Source organism: Hymenobacter terrestris (genome assembly GCF_013377905.1).
Taxonomy (GTDB): domain Bacteria; phylum Bacteroidota; class Bacteroidia; order Cytophagales; family Hymenobacteraceae; genus Hymenobacter; species Hymenobacter terrestris.
In genome coordinates this window covers 45,851-65,326 of sequence record NZ_JABKAV010000006.1, presented here as the reverse complement: position 1 = coordinate 65,326, position 19,476 = coordinate 45,851, and the positions used below count along the sequence as shown (strand labels likewise).

8 protein-coding genes are annotated in these 19,476 nt (G+C 61.5%); 2 read left to right on the top strand and 6 right to left on the bottom strand.

The window, feature by feature from the left end; translation table 11 throughout:
- Positions 1–85 precede the first annotated feature (85 nt).
- Positions 86–2,806, bottom strand: coding sequence for a 4-alpha-glucanotransferase (locus HW556_RS03695; protein WP_176898077.1), 2,721 nt, complete (start codon positions 2,804–2,806; stop codon positions 86–88).
- Between the two features lie 479 nt (positions 2,807–3,285).
- On the opposite strand from HW556_RS03695, the gene HW556_RS03690 reads away from it, so the two are divergent.
- Positions 3,286–8,475 carry a translocation/assembly module TamB domain-containing protein gene (locus HW556_RS03690; RefSeq protein ID WP_176898075.1) on the top strand — a complete coding sequence of 1,730 codons (5,190 nt, stop codon included), beginning with the start codon at positions 3,286–3,288 and terminating at the stop codon, positions 8,473–8,475.
- Positions 8,476–8,643: 168 nt separating this feature from the next.
- Positions 8,644–11,082 (top strand): translocation and assembly module lipoprotein TamL, encoded by a 2,439-nt coding sequence (gene tamL, locus HW556_RS03685; RefSeq protein ID WP_176898073.1) that lies wholly within the window; start codon positions 8,644–8,646, stop codon positions 11,080–11,082.
- 132 nt (positions 11,083–11,214) lie between these two features.
- Here tamL and HW556_RS03680 read toward each other — a convergent pair whose 3' ends face one another.
- From HW556_RS03680 to HW556_RS03660, 5 genes are all read right to left on the bottom strand, one after another.
- On the bottom strand, positions 11,215–13,767 hold the full coding sequence (locus HW556_RS03680; protein ID WP_176898071.1) for an FdhF/YdeP family oxidoreductase: 2,553 nt from the start codon (positions 13,765–13,767) through the stop codon (positions 11,215–11,217).
- 57 nt (positions 13,768–13,824) lie between these two features.
- Positions 13,825–14,151, bottom strand: a complete 327-nt coding sequence (locus HW556_RS03675; RefSeq protein WP_176898068.1) for a DUF7009 family protein — start codon at positions 14,149–14,151, stop codon at positions 13,825–13,827.
- A gap of 190 nt (positions 14,152–14,341) precedes the next feature.
- Complete coding sequence (fdhD, locus tag HW556_RS03670; RefSeq protein WP_176898066.1) at positions 14,342–15,199, bottom strand: formate dehydrogenase accessory sulfurtransferase FdhD; 858 nt, start codon at positions 15,197–15,199, stop codon at positions 14,342–14,344.
- A gap of 49 nt (positions 15,200–15,248) precedes the next feature.
- The gene (locus HW556_RS03665; RefSeq protein WP_176898064.1) at positions 15,249–15,674 is read right to left on the bottom strand and encodes a hypothetical protein; all 426 of its coding nucleotides are present in this window, start codon (positions 15,672–15,674) and stop codon (positions 15,249–15,251) included.
- Positions 15,675–16,684: 1,010 nt separating this feature from the next.
- Positions 16,685–19,066, bottom strand: coding sequence for a ribonucleoside-diphosphate reductase subunit alpha (locus HW556_RS03660; RefSeq protein WP_176898062.1), 2,382 nt, complete (start codon positions 19,064–19,066; stop codon positions 16,685–16,687).
- Positions 19,067–19,476: the final 410 nt, after the last annotated feature.

Genomic DNA, 19,476 nt, shown 5'->3' with positions numbered 1-19,476 from the left:
TGTCGCAGGCGATATTCTCAAAATGCTGTTTCAGTGGCCAGTCATATTCGGTTAAGAACAGACAGTGAGGTTTCGCTTGCTACACCTACCCCCGCCCGCTCCGTTCTACCAGCCCGCGCACTTCCCCGTTAAAACCTGCCTGCCCGGCTAGTTCCTCCAGCGGCATATGGAAGCGGTACTTCCAGAAGTGGGTGGGGTTGCTGGGCACGTTGATCTGCTCGGCCAGCGGATCTTCACGCCGCAACTCGGCGCTGAGCGCCACTACATCCTGGAGCGGGAAAATGGCCCACATGGCCGGCGAGTGCAGGTGCTGCTCCAGGATTTCGCGGGCCACCCAGGGCTCGCAAAATGCCGGGGCCGGCTGGCCGTGGTGGCCCAGCGTGGTTTCGAAGAACCGCTGGGTCTGCTCCTGGTCTTCCTCCCACCAGCCGCGTAGCGTACTCATATCGTGCGAGCCGGGGCTCACTACGCTCAGGTAAGGCGCGGAGCCGGGGTGGCCGAACTCGGTGGTCGGGTCGGAGGGCATGCGCTGGATGTGCAGGCCCAGAATGCCCAGGTCGCGCATTACGCCGGGTACCGAGGCGGGCACCATGCCCAGGTCTTCGCCGCAGATGAGCATGTTGGTGGCCCAGCGCACCGGCGGCAGCTTGGTGAGGCCCTGCTCGCGCCAGAAACCCTCGTGGCGCTGGTAGAAAAAGTCGTTGTAAAGGGCCTCCAAACGGGGGCGGGCGGCCTCGTCGAGCTCCCGGAACGAGCGGCTCAGCGGCAGCGTGATGCGCGGGTGGTAATGGTCGGGCTGCTGGTCGTCGGGCACCAGCAGCACCTCGTTGGCCAGCCCGAAAAGGCCGGTGCGCAGCCAGCGGTAGTAGTCCTCGTGGGCCGGGTCGGCGGCCAGCTTTTCGTTGATGACGGCCTCCATCCGGCGCTGGGTGCGCACGAACTCCTTCAGGCGGATACTGCCGTGGTCGGCATCCTCCATAAACTCATCGAATACGGCCTGCGCCTGACCGCCGAACACCTCCTGCACCACGTGCCAGCGGATGTAGGGCTCGCACAGCCGGCCGTAGTCGAACCAGCCCAGGCGCTGCTCAATTTCCTGCTGCGAGAAGGGCAGCGCGGGCGAGAAGTGGCCCAGCAGGCCTTCCACCGAGTGCGCCGGAATTTCCCAGATGCGGAAAAAGCCCAGGATATGGTCGATGCGCAGCGCGTCGAAGTAGCGGGCCAGGTGACCCATGCGCTGCTGCCACCACTGGTAGCCGTCGAGGGCCATCTGCTCCCAGTTGTAGGTCGGGAAGCGCCAGTTCTGGCCGGTGGTCGAGAAATCGTCGGGTGGGGCGCCGGCCTGCTGGTGCAGGTGGTACAACTCGGGCTGGGTCCAGGCATCCACCGAGTGGCGGTAGATGCCGATGGGCAGGTCGCCCTTCACCACCACCCCCCGCTCGCGGGCATACACCACCGCGTCGCGCAGCTGTTTATCCAAGTGGTACTGAATGAAGAAGAACAGTCCGAACTCGTCGAAGTCGGCGCTGGCTTCATCCGTTAGCGCCTCCACCTGGACCGGGGTGCGGTACTCGGCGGGCCACTGCTGGAAATCGGCCGTGCCGAACCGGTCGCGCAGGCCGCTGAAGGCCGCGTAGGGCAGCAGCCAGGCCGCCTGCTCCGCGCGGAAGGCGTGGAAGTTCGCATCGGCCAGAAAAGCCTTTTTCTCCTGCTGATACAGCTGCCGAATGAAGCGCCACTTGGCGGCCATCATCGGCTCATAGTCTACGAAGTCGCGGGCGTTCAATTCCTCGCGAAGTGCTGCCAGCTCCTTTCGGGCCGCCGGGTCGCGCAGCTCGGCCACCGCTTCCAGGTTCAGGTACTGCGGGTGCAGGGCAAACACCGAAATGGCGGCGTAGGGGTAGCTGTCGACCCAGGTGTGGGTGGCTACGGTGTCGTTGATGGGTAGCACCTGCACCATTTGCAGGCCGGTGGCCACGGCCCAATCCACCAGCAGCTTCAGGTCGGGAAACTCGCCCACGCCCAGGCCCTGGTGGCTGCGGAGCGAAAACACGGGCAGCGCCACGCCGGCCCCGCGCCAGGGCGCGGTTGGGTAGCGGTACTGGTTGTCGGCGAGCACGCGCAGCGTCTGCGGGTCGGTTTCGGGAGCCAGCACCCGGTCGTCGCCGGCTTCCAGGGCCACGACTTGGCCGGTGCCGGCGTCCCAAATGCCGTACTTGTAGCGGGTTTCGGCGGCGGGCGTAGTCAGCGTTACGTCGGCCGTCCAGGTAGGGTAATCGGCATCCGACAGCACCACGGCCCGGGTGGCATCCCAGGCACCCAGGGCCGCATCGGAACCCAGCACGCACAGCTGCTGCCCGGGCTCGACGCGCGGGGCCGCCAGCTGGAAGCGCACGGCCGGGCCAGCCGTAGCTGCCGCTGCCGGGGCCGCCGGGGCAGGCCGGCGGAACAGTGCCTCGGTAAAGGCCGCCGTGAACAGCTCGTTTTCGGGCTGGGCCGGGGCGCGCCACCAGTCGGCCAGCACCAGCCGGCTAAAGGGCGCTGCCACAGCGGGCAGCTCGCGGTTGGGGCCCCACTCCCAGTGCCGGCCGCCGTCGCGCTCATCGAGCAGCAAGTACTTATAGGTAGCCCCGGCCAGCTGGTCGGCAGATACCTCCAACTCCCGGTTCCAGTGGCCGGAAGCACCATCGTAGTGCAAAGGCAGGGCGGCCTCGGGAGCCCACTGGCCCAGGGCAGGCAGCGAGCCGCAAACCACCAGCCGCTGGCCTGGTTCGGTGCGGTAGGGGAGGGTAAAGCGAAGAATCATCGGATAGCGTAGTCAGGTAAAAACCGGCCCGCAAGATACAGGTTAATAGGCTGGAGCGGCGGGTTCTCGCCCCGGAAATCCGTGTATTATGTTCCCGAAAAGCGTGGCGACCCAGCCTGCCAATGCCGCATTATCGGCCGGACGGTGCCCGGTTGACAGGGACCGGAAAACTACTTCCCAGCCGGCACGGGGGCCGCGTAGGCAGACTATCGGATTGCGGGCTGATACCGGGTTGCCGGGTCACGCCCGATAGTAGGCCGCGCCAACGCGCCTAGCCACGGTTCAGTTGCCCTGCTTCTCTGGCCAAGCTGCGACTGATGTCAGGCCGGACTTGCTACCGGGTAAATCCGGCCAACCCGACGCTCATTTTTTCCGTTTGGCTGACTTAACGGCTGGCCAACTGCGGAAAACCCTCGGCTGGCTTCAACCTGCAGCCCTCATTGGGGCACGTATCTCTTTCGACCTCTACTTTTCTTCCTTTGCCGGTTTACCTGCGTCGTATCCTCTATGCCCTGCTCGGGCTTGTCGGGCTGATTCTGCTGTTGCTGGTCGGCCTGTTTTTATACGTCCAGACGCCTTCGGGGCAGGATTTTGTGGCCAACCAGGCTCAGAAGTATCTGCGCGACAAGCTACAGACCGACGTGCGCATCGGGAAATTTCGCTCCGATTTTCGCAATACCATCAGCTTCGACGATGTGTACCTGGCCGACCAGCAGGGCGATACGCTCGTGTCGGTGGGCCATCTGGGGGTCAACATTGACATCTTCGCGCTGCTCAAGTCGAAAATTAAAATCAGCAGCTTGGAGCTGAACGACGGCCGCATTGCCATCAGCCGCACCGAGCCCGACAGCATTTCCAACTACGACTTCATCCTCAACGCCTTCGCCACCGGCGACACGGCCACCGTAACCCCCGCCGCCGCCGACACCACCAGTGCGGGCTTTACCTACGACATCGGCGACGCCAAGCTGACCAACATTCTGTTTACGTATAAGGATGCGGTGGACGGGCTCGACCTGCGCACCAAAGTGGGCGCGCTGGCCCTGAGTATGGACGAGGTAGATGTGGATAACTCCATCTATAAGGTGAATGAGGTGGCGCTGAAGAACACGACCATCACCTTTGTGCAGACCAAGGTGCCGCCCGAAACCCCCGCCGACACGGCGGCCCTGGCGCTGCAGTTTGGCCTGCGCAAGGCCCGGCTCGACAACGTGGCCCTTACTTACCGCAACGCTCCTTCGGCCCAGTACATCAGCACCCGCATCGGCGAGGCCGAAGTAACGGCCGATGATATTGACCTGATCAACAGCCGCGTGGCGCTGGATAAGCTCATGCTGCGTAATACCACGTTCGCCTACGCCCAAAACGAGGACGTGCCCACCGAGCAGCGCGTAGTGAACCCCGCCAAAGTAGTGCGCGACCTCGATAGTTCGGTGAAAAACGCGACCGGCCAGGAATCGAGCTGGGTGGTGAGCCTCAACGAATCCGACATCAGCGGGGTGGAAGTGGCGTTCGATAATTTCGACGAGCCGCGCCAGAAAACCAAGGTGCGCGGCATGGACTACAACCACCTCAAGTTCAGCAACCTCACGCTGAACACCGAGAACCTGCGCTACTCCGAAAACAGCACCACCGGCCGTATTACGCAGCTTTCGGGCCAGGAGCAGAGCGGCTTTGCCGTAACCCGCGCTCAGGCCGACGTGGTGTTCGACTCGACCCAGACCCGCCTCGATAACCTCGACCTTGTTACGCCCCACACCCGTATCCGGCGCACGCTGGCCATGCAGTACACCAGCCTCGACGCTATTGCCGACGACCTTGCCAACCTGCAGATTGAAGCTGATTTGCGTGATACCCGCCTGGGCTTCCGCGACATTCTGTACCTGGCGCCCGAGCTAATCGACACGCCGCCCTTCACGACCGGCCCCAACCAGTCGGTGCTGCTGAGCGGTAAGGTCGGTGGCCGGGTAAGCGACCTGCGCATCAAGGGCCTGGAGGTGGTGGGCCTGCGCAACACCCAGCTCGTGGCCAGCGGCCGGATTCAGGGTCTGCCCGAAACCGACCGCCGCCTTTATGTCGACCTCGACATTAAAAAGTTGGTGACCACCGCCGCGGATATCCGGAGTCTGGTGCCGAGCGGTACCATTCCGGCCGGCTACTCGCTGCCGCCGCTTATGCGTGTGAGCGGCACATTTGAGGGCCGGCCCACCGCATTGGTGTTCGACACCAATTTGCGGGCCACGACTACCTACGGCAACCTGGCTGCCAAGGTGAACGTGGGCGCGGGGCCTGTGGGTCAGGAGCCCATAAAGGCCGTGTTCAGCACTCAGCAGTTGAACGTAGGCAAACTCATCGGCGACCCCAGCATCGGTACCGTAACGGCCAGCGGCACGCTTAACGGCCGCGGCGGCCTCGACCCCAACCAGCTGCGCGGCCAGCTGACTGCCAAGGTGCAGCAGGCCACCTACAACGGCTACACCTACCGCGGCATCGTGGCCAAGGTGGACATCGACCGCAACCGCTACGTGGTGGATGCCAGCAGCAAAGAAGACCCCAATCTCAACCTCGATCTGCTGGCCACCATTGACCTGCGCAACGCCTCGAACCCCACCTACACCGTCGACCGGCTGAACCTGCGCGGAGCTAACCTCACGGCCCTGGGCTTTTATACCGGCGGCAACCTAAGCGTGCAGGGCGACCTGCAGGCCAACCTGAGCGGCTCCGACCTGAACACGCTCAACGGCACGTTCTCGGGCAACCGCATCGCCATTGTCAGCGACGGCAAGCCGTTTGTACTCGACTCGGTGAGCGGGCGGATTCTGCAGCGCACCGGCCGCACCGAGGTGGACTTCGCCAGCTCAGTGGCCGATCTGGAGCTGCGCGGCAACACTCGCCTCGGCGATATTGCTACGGCGCTGGAGCAGCACATCGACCGCTACTTCAACCTGCCCGGCGTGCAGTACCGCCCCGGCGGGCCTTATCGGCAGTTTACATTTGCGGCCCAGGTGAAAGAGCCCAAGGTGTTCAGCGCCTTTGTGCCCGACCTGCAGCAGCTCACGCCCTTCAAGCTTACGGGTAGCTTCGACAGCCGCGAGGCCGACCTGCGCCTGAACACCCGCATTGCCCGCATCAAGTACGCCGGCTACCAGCTCGATTCGCTGCGCTTCGCCGTATCATCCGACCCCCAGAAGCTCGACTATGGCCTGCGGCTCGACCAGATAACCCAGGACACCACCCTCAACCTGCCTAACCCCATCCTGAAAGGCAGCATTGCCGACAACAAGGTGGGTACCGAGTTGCGCATTGCCCGCAACGACAGCACCGTGAACCTCGATTTGGGCGGCGTGTTGCAGGTGTATGAGCAGGGCGAGGCCTACGGATTCAGCTTCGACCCCAAGCTTATCCTCAACAACCAGCAGTGGGCCGTGCAGCCGAACAACGAGCTGCGCTATAACGCGAATACGGGCGCCATCCGGGCCGAAAACGTGCGCCTGAGCCAGGGCGACCAAAGCATTGCTCTGCAGACGCTAACTGGCGCTGGCTACCCCCTGCAGGCCCAGTTCAGCAACCTCGACCTAAACGCGCTGGCCACCGCCGGCGGCCTCCAGGATTCGCTGGTGGGCGGCACGCTCAACGGCCAGGCCATTGTAAAGTCGTTGGGCCAGCCAAACATGGGCTTTACGGCCGATGCCACACTACGCGGGCTGGCCTACAGCAAAACCCTGCTCGGCGACCTCGCCCTGAAAGCCAGCAACCCCGCTGCCGACCGCTACAACGTGGACCTGCGCCTGACCGGCGGCCCCAACAACAACGATGTGCGCGTGAGTGGCGACTACCTGGCCAGCGGCGCGCTCGATATGCAGGCCGATGTAACGCGCTTTGCCTTAGGCACTGTCGAGCCGTTTTCGCTGGGCGAAATCAAGGAAACCACCGGTTACCTGAGCGGCCAGCTCGACATTGCCGGCACCGCCGCAGCCCCCGAGGTGCGCGGCACGCTCACAACCAACGACGCGGGCTTCACGCTCAGCCAGCTCGGTGCCCCCTTCACGCTGCCCCGCCAGGATCTGACGTTTGATGAGCAGGGCATCCGCCTCAACGACTTCGTAATTCTGGACTCGCTGCAGAACCGGGCCGTGGTGGATGGCTACGTGCTGACCCAGAACTTCGTGGACTACGGCTTCCGGCTCGATGCCACGACCAACGACTTTATTGCCGTGCAGAGCAGCCAGCGCGACAACCCGCTGTTCTGGGGCAAGCTCATCGTCGATTCGAAGTCGCGCATTACCGGCGACCTGAACCTGATGCGCATCCGCACCACGGCTAGCATTGAGGACGGCTCGAACTTCTTCGTGGCCGTGCCCAATGAGGCGGCCGACAAAGTAAGCACCGACGGCATTGTGGAGTTTGTGGACAAGAGCGCCCCGATTGATACCATGCTACTGCGGCAGCTGGCCCAGAAGGACTCGGCCAAAACGGCCGCCGGCTACGACATTGCCGCCACCATTACGGTGACCGACGAAACGCCATTTACCGTCGTTATTGATGAGGCTTCGGGCGACAACCTGAAGGTGCGGGCCAACGGTACGCTCAACACGGCCATCGACCCGGCGGGCAACATCACGCTCACTGGCCGGCTGGCCGTGGAGAGCGGCAGCTACCACCTCTCGCTCTACGACGTAACCGAGCGCGACTTCGAAATTGCCCAGGGCAGCACCATTACCTGGTCGGGCGACCCGTATAATGGCATTGCCGATGTATCGGCCATTTATGTAGCCAAGGCCGCACCGGCCGAGCTGCTTTCGGGCCAGGGCGCGAGCAGTGAGGACCTGAAGTCGACGGCCCGCAATGCGCTGCCGTTCAACGTGTACCTGAATGTGGACGGGCCGCTGCTCCAGCCGGCCATCAGTTTCGATATTCAGCTGCCCGAAAGCTCCCGTTCGCCCTTGCAGCCACAAATTGAGGCCCGCCTGGCCCAGCTGCGCCAGCCCAGCCAAACCGACGAGCTCAACAAGCAGGTGTTCTCGCTGCTGGTGCTCAACCGCTTTCTGGCCGAAAATCCCTTTGAAAGCAGTGGCGGCAGCATCGTGGCCGACCAACTGCGGGGCAGTGCCAGCCAGGTGCTCACCGAGCAGCTCAACAAGCTAACTGGCTCCTACCTCTCCAACTTGGGTATAGAGCTGGGCGTAAACTCGACGGCCGACTTCTCGTCGGGCTCCGAGCAGACCCGCACCGACCTGAACGTGGCCGTGCGCCGCCAGCTGTTCAACGACCGCATAACTGTACGCCTGGGCACCGATGTGCCCCTGGCCGGTGGCAACCAGGCCAGCAGCGGCCAGCAGAGCCCGAGCAACTTCGCCGGCGACGTGAGCATTGAGTACGACGTGCTGGCCAACGGCCGCTTACGGCTACGCGCCTACCGCAACAACGGCTTCAGCGACATCGACGGCCAGTACATTCGTAGCGGTGCCTCGCTCATTTACCAGCGCGACTACCAGAACTTCGCCGACCTGTTCAAGGGAATCGATAAAGATGTAAAGCAGCGCAACAAGGAAATCCAGAAGAAGCAGAAACAGGAAGAAAAAGCCGCTGCCGACTCGGTAAAAACCACCGTCGTTACGCCGCGCCGCGACTCGGCGCGGGTGGCAGCTCGGCCGACAAGCAGTAAATAGAGTACTAAAAAAGGACACGTCATGCTGAGCGAAGGCGCAGCATCTCTACCGCAGTGGTAATTCCATTGTCAGCAACGAAGCGGTAGAGCTGCTTTGACTACGCTCAGCATGACAGCCGTCATACCAAAGAATTCCTCATCCGTGCCCCAACTTCAACCTCTCCGCCCTTTGTTCTCCCGCTTTACCCGCTCCGGCCGCCAGCTGGTCGCCGGGCTGCTGCTGGCCGGGCTGGCCGGGTGCAGCGGCCTCAAGTTTATCCCCGACGGTGCCCGCCTGTACACCGGCAGCACGGTCACGCTCAAATCGAACACCGGCACCCCGATTCCGAACGAGGCGGTGGTGCAGACGCAGTTGGAGGCCGTAATTTCGCCTCAGCCCAACGCCTCCATTCTGGGCATGCGGCCCAAGCTGTATTTCTGGCACATGGGCGTGGGCAAAACTAAGGGCCTGGGCCATTGGCTGGCCAACAAATACGGCGAGGAGCCGGTGCTGTTCAGCGAAGTTGATACTGCCCGCGTAGCCGGCCTCATGCTCAACCGCCTTAACAACGACGGCTTTTTCAAGCCCGAAGTGCGCAGCAACATCAAGCTGGAGGAGCGTACGGCGGCCGTCGATTACGAGGCCCGCGTGAACCAGGTATACCGCATCAAGGAAATCTTCTTCCCCGAGCGCGATACGCTGCTCGACCGCGACATCCGGGCCACCCAGGCCGGTTCATTGCTGAAAGTGGGCGACCCCTACAATCTGCAAACCTTCGTGAACGAGCGGGTACGCATCGACAACGAGCTCAAAAACCGGGGCTACTACTATTTCGCGCCCGACTACCTGCTGTTTCAGGTAGATAGCACGCTGGATAACCAGCTGAACGTGTACCTGAAGGTGAAGGGCAGCATTCCGGCCAAGGCGGCCCAGCCCTACGTGCTCAACCGCGTCGTGCTCAACACCGACTACACCCTGGAAGACACGACGACCAACAAAACGCCCATCAACTACCGCGGCTACCGCTACTACCCCGACGAGTCGATGTTCAAGGCCAAGGCCATTGCCAACGCCACCTTCCTCTACCCCGACAGCCTGTACCGCCGCCGCCGCGCCGATCAGACGCTGAGCCGCCTGATGAGCCTGGGCACTTTCCGCTTCGTCGACCAGCAGTTCCGGCCCGCCCGCAACAAGCCCGATTCGTTGCAGTATGGTTTCCTGAATGCCATTGTGCGCATGACGCAGGTGCCCAAGAAGTCGCTGCGGGCCGAGCTGCAGATGAACACGTCGAGCCTGTTTGTGGGGCCCGGCGTGGTGGTGCAGTACCGCAACCGCTCGGCGTTGCGTGGGGCCGAACAGCTGCTCATCAACGCCAAGGCCTCCATCGAAACCGGGCAGGGCGACGCCCTGTCGGGCGTGACCTCGACCCAGTACAGCCTCGATGCCCAGCTGCTGGTGCCCCGCCTGATTACGCCGCCCTTCAACTTCCGGCTGCTGAACTCCGATTTCCAGCCCCGCACGTTTTTCGAGGCGGGCGTGAAATACGTAAACCGCACCACCTACTTCCAGCAGAACGTGTTCAATCTGGGCTACGGCTACACCTGGAAAACCAAGCTCACCAATGAGCAGCGTCTGCAACCCATCGATCTGCAGTATGTGAGCAGCACCAACGAGCCCGTGTTTGAGCGCCTGCTCGCCACCAAACCCTTCCTGCGCCAAAGCTTCCGCCAACAGTTCATTCTGGGCAGCAACTATACCTACACCTACAACCAGCAGGTGCTGGAGCAGCGCCGCAACCAGATTTTCTTCAGCGGCGGAGTAGAGCTCTCGGGCAACTTGGCCTACCTGCTCAAAAGTCTGAGCGGAGCACCCAAGGAAACCGACGCCGAAACCGGCAAGAGCTCCTACACGCTGCTCAACCGACCGTTTTCGCAGTACTCCAAGGTAAACCTGGAGTTCCGCAACTACTACCGCACGTCTGCCAATCCCACTAGTGGCAACAAACTTGTGGGCCGCCTGCTCGTTGGGGCTGGCCTGCCCTACCTCAACTCCAGCGTACTGCCCTACCTGAAGCAATTTGGCATTGGGGGACCCAACAGCGTACGGGCCTTTGCGGCCCGCGGCGTGGGCCCCGGCACCTACCGCACCCCCGAAGAAAACGCCGACGCCGGCTTCTACGACCAGGTAGGCGACATCCGGCTCGAAGGCAACCTGGAGTATCGCCAGGATCTGTTTCCTTACGTAAAAGGGGCCTTGTTTATCGACGCGGGCAACATCTGGCTGGTAAGCCCCGACCCCGCCCGCGCCACCTTTGTAAGCAACGGCAACACCACCGAGGAGGGTGCGGTAAACGGCGTGCCCGATGGTAAAAACGGCCAGTTTCAGTTCAACACCTTCTTTAAGGAGCTGGCCGTGGGCGCGGGCGTGGGCCTGCGTATTGATGTGCAGTTCTTCGTAATCCGCCTCGATGCCGCCGTGCCCATCCGCTACCCCTACGCCAACGAAGACATCAGAGCACGCCAAAACCCTGAAATCTCGGTTCCGCCTGGCTTTGAGAACTTTTACAAGAAGTCCCCCATCGGCTTGGATGGCCTTCGCCTGAATATCGGTATCGGGTATCCGTTCTAAGCGCCTAGCAGACCCAGATTACGGAGGTCAGCAAGGCAACAACTGCCGTTTAAATAGACTCATCATCCCATAAAAAAGAAGGCCCCGCACTTAACCAAGTGCGGGGCCTTCTTCATTTTTGCAGCTAACAGCTTAGGCTTTCGCTTCTGCTTCCAGGCGCATCTCTACCGGGGCACCGGTGGTTTTGCGGGTGGGCACCACGGTTACGCGCACGTATTTCGAGGTGGGCGTATTGCTCTTTTTGGCCACGCTGCCGATGGGGATGAGCGGGTTGGCCTCGGGGAAGTACGCCGACACGTTGCCGCGCGGGATGTCGTAGGGCACAGTCACGAACTTCTCCACCGTACGGTCCTGGCCTTCGAAGTGGCTGGTGATGTCGATGAGGTCCTTGGCCTTGAGGCCGCGGTCGGCCATGTCCTGCTCGTTCATAAACAGCACGCGCCGCTCGTTATGCACGCCGCGGTACCGGTCGTTGTAGTCGTAGATGGTGGTGTTGAACTGGTCGTGGCTGCGCACCGTCATCATAATCAGCTCGTCGGCCCCTACTTCGTAGCGCTCCAGCTCGGTGGTCGTGAAGTGCGCCATACCGTCTTTGGTCGTGAAGTTCCGGTCGCGGGGGCCGTTGGGCAGGTAGAACCCGCCGGGCCGCCGCAGCTTCTCGTTGAAGCCTTCGAAGCCCGGAATCACGCGGGCAATGTGGTCGCGGATAACGTCGTAGTTCTCCGTCATAGCTACCCAGTCGGCAATGTTGGTTTTCTCGCCCAGCGTGGCAATGGCCACGCCGGCCAGAATAGCCACTTCGCTCAGCATCTGGCCGCGCAACGGCTCCAGTACGCCCTTGTTCTGGCTCACCACGCCCATCGAGTTTTCGCACGAAGTCATCTGGTGGCCGCTCTTCTGCATGTCGATGTCGGCGTGCGTGAAGCAGGGTAGCAGCAGGGAGGTTTTGCCCGTAATGAGGTGGCCGCGGTTGAGCTTGGTGCCCACGAATACGGTCAGGTTCTGCTTGCGCATGGCCTCGGCAATGTACTCGGTGTCGGGGCCGGCGGCCAGCAGGTTGCCGCCCAGTCCGAAGTACACCTTAATTTCCTCGCGGTGCATGGCCTTAATGGTGTCCACTACGTCGAGGCCGTGGTCGGTGGGGGAGGTGAAGTTGAACTCCTCGCCCAGCTTGTCGAGGAAGGGCTGCGGCATCTGCTCCCAGATACCCATCGTGCGGTCGCCCTGCACGTTGGAGTGGCCGCGCACCGGGCAGGTGCCCGCGCCCGGCTTACCAATGGCACCCTTCAGCAGCAGCAGGTTCACCAGCTCCTGAATGGTTTGTACACCCTGACGCTGCTGCGTCAGGCCCATAGCCCAGCAGATGATGATTTTCTTCTTGTTGGCCAGCAGGTTGGCCGCCTCCAGCAGCTCGGCGCGCGAAATGCCGCTCACCGTTTCGATATCCTCCCAGCTCGTGGCCTTGATGTTGGCAATGGCCGACTCGTAGCCCTTTGTGTACTGATTGATGAATTCGAAGTCGAATACCTGGCCGGGATTCAGCTCCTCGGCCACCAGCAGATGCTTCATGATGCCCCGTAGCAGGGCCATGTCGCCATCAATGCGCACCTGCAGGTACACATCGGTGATAACCGTACCGTTGCCCAGCAGTGCGCCCAGCGCCTTGAAGGGCTTCATGAAATCCTGGGGGTTCTTGAAGTGGTTGAGGCCGGCTTCAATCAGCGGGTTTACGCTGATGATTTTGGCTCCGTTCTGCTTGGCCTCCTGCAGGGCGCTCAGCATCCGGGGGTGGTTGGTGCCCGGGTTCTGGCCGATAATCATGATGACCTCGGCCTCGTGAATGTCGTTGAGCGTAACCGAGCCTTTGCCCAGCCCGAGGGTGCTGCTCAGGGCCGCACCGCTGCTTTCGTGGCACATGTTGGAGCAGTCGGGCAGGTTGTTGGTGCCGAACTGCCGGGCGAAGAGCTGGAACAAAAAGGCCGGCTCGTTGGGCACCTTGCCCGAGGTGTAAAACGCGGCCTCGTCGGGCGAAGCCAGCGCGTTCAGCTCCTTACCAATCAGCTCGAAGGCCTCAGTCCACTCGATGGGCTTGTAGTGGTTGTCGCCGTGGCGCAGCACCATGGGGTGGGTGAGGCGGCCGGCGTTGTTCTGGTCGCGGTCGGTCATCTTCGAGAGCTGCGCCAAGCTGTGGCGGGCGAAAAACTCGGGTCCGCAGGCTTGGTCGTCGGCATCCGAAGCGGTAGCCTTGGCGCCATTCTCGCAGAACTCGGCAATGGAGCGGTGGTGGTCGGGGTCGGGCCAAGCGCAGCTCGAGCAGTCGAAGCCATCCTTCTGGTTCATCTTCAGCAGGCCCCGGGTGCCGCGGTCGAGACCACCCTCACCCCAGCTAAACGACATGCTTTTAATAACGGCCGTTACACCGGCGGCCACCGTCTGGCGGGATTCCAGGCGCAGGCCGGTCAGGGCCTCGGGCGGCTGGGCCAGAATCGGATGGTTGTACTTGGCGTTGATTACGTCGGGCGCTTTTATCGGGTCGGGCACAGTGTCGCGGTTGGTGGGGTTGTAGTTATCGGGCACCGGTGCCTGGCCTTGATCGGGCCGTTCGCCGCTTTTGGGGGCATTTTCGGCTTGCTGGGCGTTGGCCTGGCCCGCTTTGGTGGGGTCGTTGGCAGGAGAGTTTTCCATGAGAAGGCGAATAGCAGAGGTGGGAGGGAAGAGGCAGGAAGAACCGTAGCGGAGCAATCAGTGCGCGCAGCCCAGGTCCTTCTCTACCAATATAAGCAGGAATTGGTTTTCAGCCACTTCCACTTTTGTGCGCAAACCGATTTCATCCGACCCCGCCCAACTATCCGCCTGCGCCGCCGGCACCAGCACCCGGATGCGGCCCAGCTCCTGGCGCACCGTCAGCGCGGGCACGTCGGCGGCGCGCTCCAGCGAGTACCGCAGCAGCCCTGCCGCGCCCGGCCCCAGCGGCACGGCCGTTTCCAGGTGCCCGGTCCGGCCGAATTCCGCCGTTTCCTCCGGTTCGAGGCGCAGGCGGAGGGAGGTTTCATCGAGGCGGAGCTTCATGGGCTGATGGGGTTAGGTTGTTCTTCTGTGGCGCCTCACCCCCTAGCCCCCTCTCCGAAAAAGGAGAAGGGGAACTAGAGCTAGATGCAACGGATTAGAGCTAGAATCGAATTCAATTTTTAGGCTAGTTCCCCCTCTCCTTTTTCGGAGAGGGGGCTAGGGGGTGAGGCGTAACGTAAGGAACCTAATCTCACACTATCCGCTCGGGGTGGGTGTAGATGTTGAACCGCTGCTGGCGCACGAAGCCGCAGAGCGTGAGGCCAAAGTCGCGGGCGGCGGAAACGGCCAGCGAGGAGGGCGCGCCCACGGCGGCCATCACGGGGATGCCGGCCACGGCCGCCTTCTGCACCAGCTCAAACGAGGCCCGGCCGCTGACCAGCAGCACCGCGTTATGCAGCGGCAGTTGGCCGGCGAGCAGCGCGGCGCCAATTACTTTGTCGAGGGCGTTGTGGCGGCCCACGTCTTCGCGCAGCAGCAGCAGCTCGCCGGTGGGCGAGAACAGGGCCGCCGCGTGCAGGCCGCCGGTTTGCTCGAACAGCTCCTGGGCCTGGCGCTGGCGCTCGGGCAGCTGATGAATCACGTCAACTGGCACCTGCACCGTGCCCATGGGCAGGTATGGGCAGCCGGCGGCGTGCACGGCCGCAATGCTGGTTTTGCCGCATACGCCGCAGCTGCTGCTGGTGTAGAAGTGGCGCTCCAGCCGCGGCAAATCGGGCTGCACGCTCGGGGCCAGCTCGGCCCGCACCACGTTTTCGCGCTCCTCGTCCTTAGTTACGTCGGGACAGTAGAGGATGCCCTGCAAATCCTGGGGGCCGGTGAGCAGGCCTTCGGTAAGCAGGAAGCCGGCGGCCAGCTCAAAATCGTGGCCGGGCGTGCGCATGGTGATAGCCAGCGTGCGGTGCTCGCGCTGCCCCACGGCCCCAAAGCCCACCCGAATTTCGAGCGGCTCCTCGGCGGCCAGCACATCGGTGGCATCCTGCACCTGCTCGCCGCGCACCTGCCGCACGGTGGCGTATTCGTAGCTGGTAGGCGGGAGCAGGGCTTTCATGGCGCAGGAAGTAAGTGGGAGGGTACCGAAACCAACATACGGCTTTCCCTTATGTTCCGCCGTTTATTGGGCGCGCCACCAGCCGGTACACCATTGGCGCCGTCACAAACACGAACAACCCGAACAGCGCCTGCTCCAGCAGACTCAGCGGCACCAGCCCCGCTACCGGCGGCCCGAAGTAGCCCGCCACATACACGTAGCTGTTCACGCTGATATCAACCGCCATAATGGCTACGGCCAACGGTAGGCCCAGGCGCGGCCTCCACCACACCAGCACCGCCGCCAAGGGGTCGAGCAGCGTCAGCACATCCCAAAACACCCCAATGCCCACCGGCACCGGCGACGCCAGCAGCCCCCGCCGCAAAATGCCCGCCGCGTGGGTGTAGCTGCCAATCAGGAAGCAAGCGGAGTAGATGACCAGCACTACCCGGACGGGCCAGGTGTAAGACGTAGCGGAAGCAGTTCGGTAGCGCACGGCGGCAAGGTAGCGGCTACCGCCCCAAACGCCAACCAACCACTACCGGGAGCGGCAGCGGTTGGCGAAGCTAAAACGAATGGTTCGGTGATCCAACAGCTTCCCATAGCTACCTCTGGCGCGAGTGTAGCGGAGCACAACCAATGTCTCCCCCGCCCCGAACGAAAGAAGCCGCCTAGATTGCTCTAGGCGGCACGGTTGTGGTTTGTTGCATCGGGGCAGTGGAGATTGATTCTGCCTGAAATCAGTACACAAATCGAGTCCTGCTAGACTCAAATTATATAGAGTAATTACACTTGAGTTTTCTTGAGAAATTCACAACTATATAGATAGTATTTTATTTAACGAGCTGAGGAAGGCGCGTACGTATCTTGAATCTCTTAACTCATTTCATGACAGAAGATAGCCATTCTTCCTGGGTGGTATTCTGTTTTAGAATCAGTTATGGTATACCTGTGTTGTGATAGGATTATTCGAGAAAATTCATTAAGATTTGAGGAAGAGTGCGAAAACTTTACCACTTTTACTGAAGTTATAACGGAAAACGGGCCACCCATAAATGGATAGCCCGTTACCGAGGATCTTTGGGGCTAATTCATTAGCCTATGGTTATCACCACTTTAGAGAAACATTCTCATCCAGCTTACAGCATCCCACAGCTTTTTCCCGGCTGTACTGATGGTTGCGAGGCTAGAAAGGAAAGTCGCTACTCGGCGCATATAGCGCAAAAAAGCATTCCAATTCATAGTGTCACTACGGTTGGTTGTATGAGGCAAACAGCCTCGCTGAAAGACGGAAGGCGGCAACCTTCCGTCTTTTGCGTTTAAGGCCTTAGAATGGGCTGCAGCCTCCAATCGGCTCCCGACTGACGAATACATACTAAGCCCTAGGTTTTCGCATAGGCAATGGTGTTAATTAGAATGTATTGAGGTAAGGCCGAGAACAAGCCATTGTTACTATTCGTAATTGAAAAGAGGGCGAAAAACAAATGTTTTTCGCCCTCTTTTCAATTACGAACCGCAGGCTTCGCAGCCTTCCGGGTCGTCGAGCGAGCAGGCCATATCCGAGGCGTTCTGGGCCGATACGTTGAGCGGCTCCAGGGTTTCGGCGGCTTGCTTCTGCACCGTGAACTTGATGGCGTCGGCGGCGGCTTTGGTGCGCAGGTAGTACATGCCCGTTTTCAGGCCCTTCTTCCAGCTGTGGAAGTGCATGCTGGTGAGCTTGCCGAAGTTCACGTTCAGCACGTGCAGGTTCAGGCTCTGGCTCTGGCAGATGAACGCGCCCCGGTCGGCCGACATGTCGATGATGCGGCGCTGGGAAATCTCCCACACCGTTTTATACAGGTCCTTGATGTTTTGCGGGATGCTCGGAATATCCTGCACCGAGCCGTTGGCGGCAATAATGGCCGTCTTCATCTGCTCGTTCCAGAGGCCGAGCTTGATGAGGTCCTTGAGCAGGTGCTTGTTCACCACCATGAACTCGCCGCTGAGCACCCGGCGCACGTAAATGTTGCTCGTGTAGGGCTCAAACGACTCGTTGTTGCCCAGAATCTGGGCGGTGCTGGCCGTGGGCATGGGGGCTACCAGCAACGAGTTGCGGGCGCCGTGCTCCATCACCTCGGCGCGCAGCGCGTCCCAGTCCCAGCGGCCCGAGTCGGGCGTTACGCCCCAGAGGTCGAACTGGAACTTGCCCTCGCTCAGGGGCGAGCCGGGGAAGGTTTCATAGTGGCCGTCGCGCTGGGCCAGGTCCTTGGAGGCCGTCATGGCCGCGAAGTACAGCGTCTCGAAGATGTCCTTGTTCAGGCCGGTGGCTTCGTCGCTCTCGAAGGGCATGCGCAGGGCAATGAACGTATCGGCCAGCCCCTGCACGCCCAGCCCGATGGGGCGGTGGCGGCGGTTGCTGCGCTCGGCCTCGGGCACCGGGTAGTAGTTGATGTCGATGACCTTGTTCAGGTTCACCGTGGCGTGGTAGGTAACGTCGTAGAGCTTCTGGTGGTCGAAGAACAGGTTACCGGCTTCGTCGGGGCGCACATAGCGGGGCAGAGCCAACGAGGCGAGGTTGCACACGGCAATTTCGTGCTCGTCGGTGTACTCCATAATCTCGGTGCAGAGGTTGGAGCTCTTAATGGTGCCGAGGTTCTTCTGGTTGCTCTTGCCATTGGCGGCGTCCTTGAACAGCATGTAGGGAGTGCCGGTCTCGGTCTGGCTTTCCAGAATGGCAAACCACAGCTCCTGGGCCTTAATGGTTTTGCGGCCCTTGCCTTCGCGCTCGTACTTCTGGTAAAGCTTCTCGAACTCGGCGCCGTGGCTGGTGTCGAGGCCGGGGCATTCGTGGGGGCACATCAGCGTCCAGTCGCCGTTGGCTTCCACGCGCTTCATGAACAAATCGGGCGTCCAGAGGGCAAAAAACAGGTCGCGGGCGCGCATCTCCTCCTTGCCGTGGTTCTTTTTCAGGTCCAGGAAGTCAAAGATATCGGCATGCCAGGGCTCCAGGTAAATGGCGAAAGCGCCCTTGCGCTTGCCGCCGCCCTGGTCCACGTAGCGAGCCGTGTCGTTGAACACCTTCAGCATGGGCACGAGGCCGTTGGAGGTGCCGTTGGTGCCCTTGATGTAGGTGCCGGTGGCGCGCACGTTGTGCACGGCCAGCCCGATGCCGCCGGCCGATTGCGAAATCAGGGCGCAGTTTTTCAGCGTGTCGTAAATGCCGTCGATGGAGTCGTCCTTCATCGTGAGCAGGAAGCAGGAGCTCAGCTGGGGCTTGGGCGTGCCGGCGTTGAAGAGCGTAGGCGTGGCGTGGGTAAACCACCGCTCGCTCATCAGCTCGTACGTCTCAATGGCTGAGGCAATGTCTTCCTTATGAATGCCCACGGCCACGCGCATCAGCATGTGCTGAGGCCGCTCCACCACCTTGCCATCGAGGCGCAGCAGGTAGCTCCGCTCCAGCGTTTTAAAGCCGAAGTAGTCGTAGTTGTAGTCTCGGTCATAAATGATGGCCGAGTCGAGCGTCGCCGCGTTGGCGTGCACGATGTCCCACACATCCTGGGCCACGAGCGAGGCGTTGTCGCCCGTTTTGGGGTCCTCGTAGGTGTGCAGCCGCTTCATGGTGCTGCTGAACGACTTGCTGGTCACCTTGTGCAGGTTGCTCACGGCAATGCGGGCGGCCAGAATCGCGTAGTCGGGGTGCTTGGTGGTGAGCGAGGCGGCGGTTTCGGCAGCCAGGTTGTCGAGCTCCACCGTCGTTACGCCGTCATAAATGCCGTCAATCACCTTTTTGGCCACCTCAATCGGCGACACGAAGTTCATGTTCAGGCCGTAGCAGAGCTTTTCGATGCGGGCCGTAACCTTGTCGAACTTCACGGATTCGCGGCGGCCGTCGCGCTTGAGTACCAACATAAGCGTACTGGTTGAAAGGGTAATGGAGTAGAAGTAGGCTCCGGCTGATTGCAGTTGGCAGTCAGCCGAGGCGCGGAGTCTGGTTCAATCAAGCCGGGCGAAGCGGTCGGACGCAGGCATTGATACCGGAAGATATTCCTATCTGTCGGCTAGGACAAACCTTCTTTTCATAAGTTTTCCACATTAGCCTAAAACGGTGCAGTTCAGGCGGTTTTTGGCGTTCGGCTTTTACTATATAGAATAGCAGGCGGCCGAAATTTTAAGTTGGCGGATTGGTGCCGATGTGGTATCGGGGCCGGACGCGGCGGCCGGTAGGACAACCAAAAGCCCGCGCTTTCCGGCGCACGGGGCGCGGAAGAACGCGGGCTTTAATCAATCGGAAACTGCTGCCGGCTCAGTTTGGGGAAGTG

What these genes read in the sequence shown, in the direction of transcription:
- HW556_RS03660 (WP_176898062.1), bottom strand. Translation starts at nt 19,066, where the DNA reads ATGTTGGTACTCAAGCGCGACGGCCGCCGCGAATCCGTGAAGTTCGAC.
- HW556_RS03680 (WP_176898071.1), bottom strand. Translation starts at nt 13,767, where the DNA reads ATGGAAAACTCTCCTGCCAACGACCCCACCAAAGCGGGCCAGGCCAAC.
- HW556_RS03675 (WP_176898068.1), bottom strand. Translation starts at nt 14,151, where the DNA reads ATGAAGCTCCGCCTCGATGAAACCTCCCTCCGCCTGCGCCTCGAACCG.
- fdhD (WP_176898066.1), bottom strand. Translation starts at nt 15,199, where the DNA reads ATGAAAGCCCTGCTCCCGCCTACCAGCTACGAATACGCCACCGTGCGG.
- HW556_RS03695 (WP_176898077.1), bottom strand. Translation starts at nt 2,806, where the DNA reads ATGATTCTTCGCTTTACCCTCCCCTACCGCACCGAACCAGGCCAGCGG.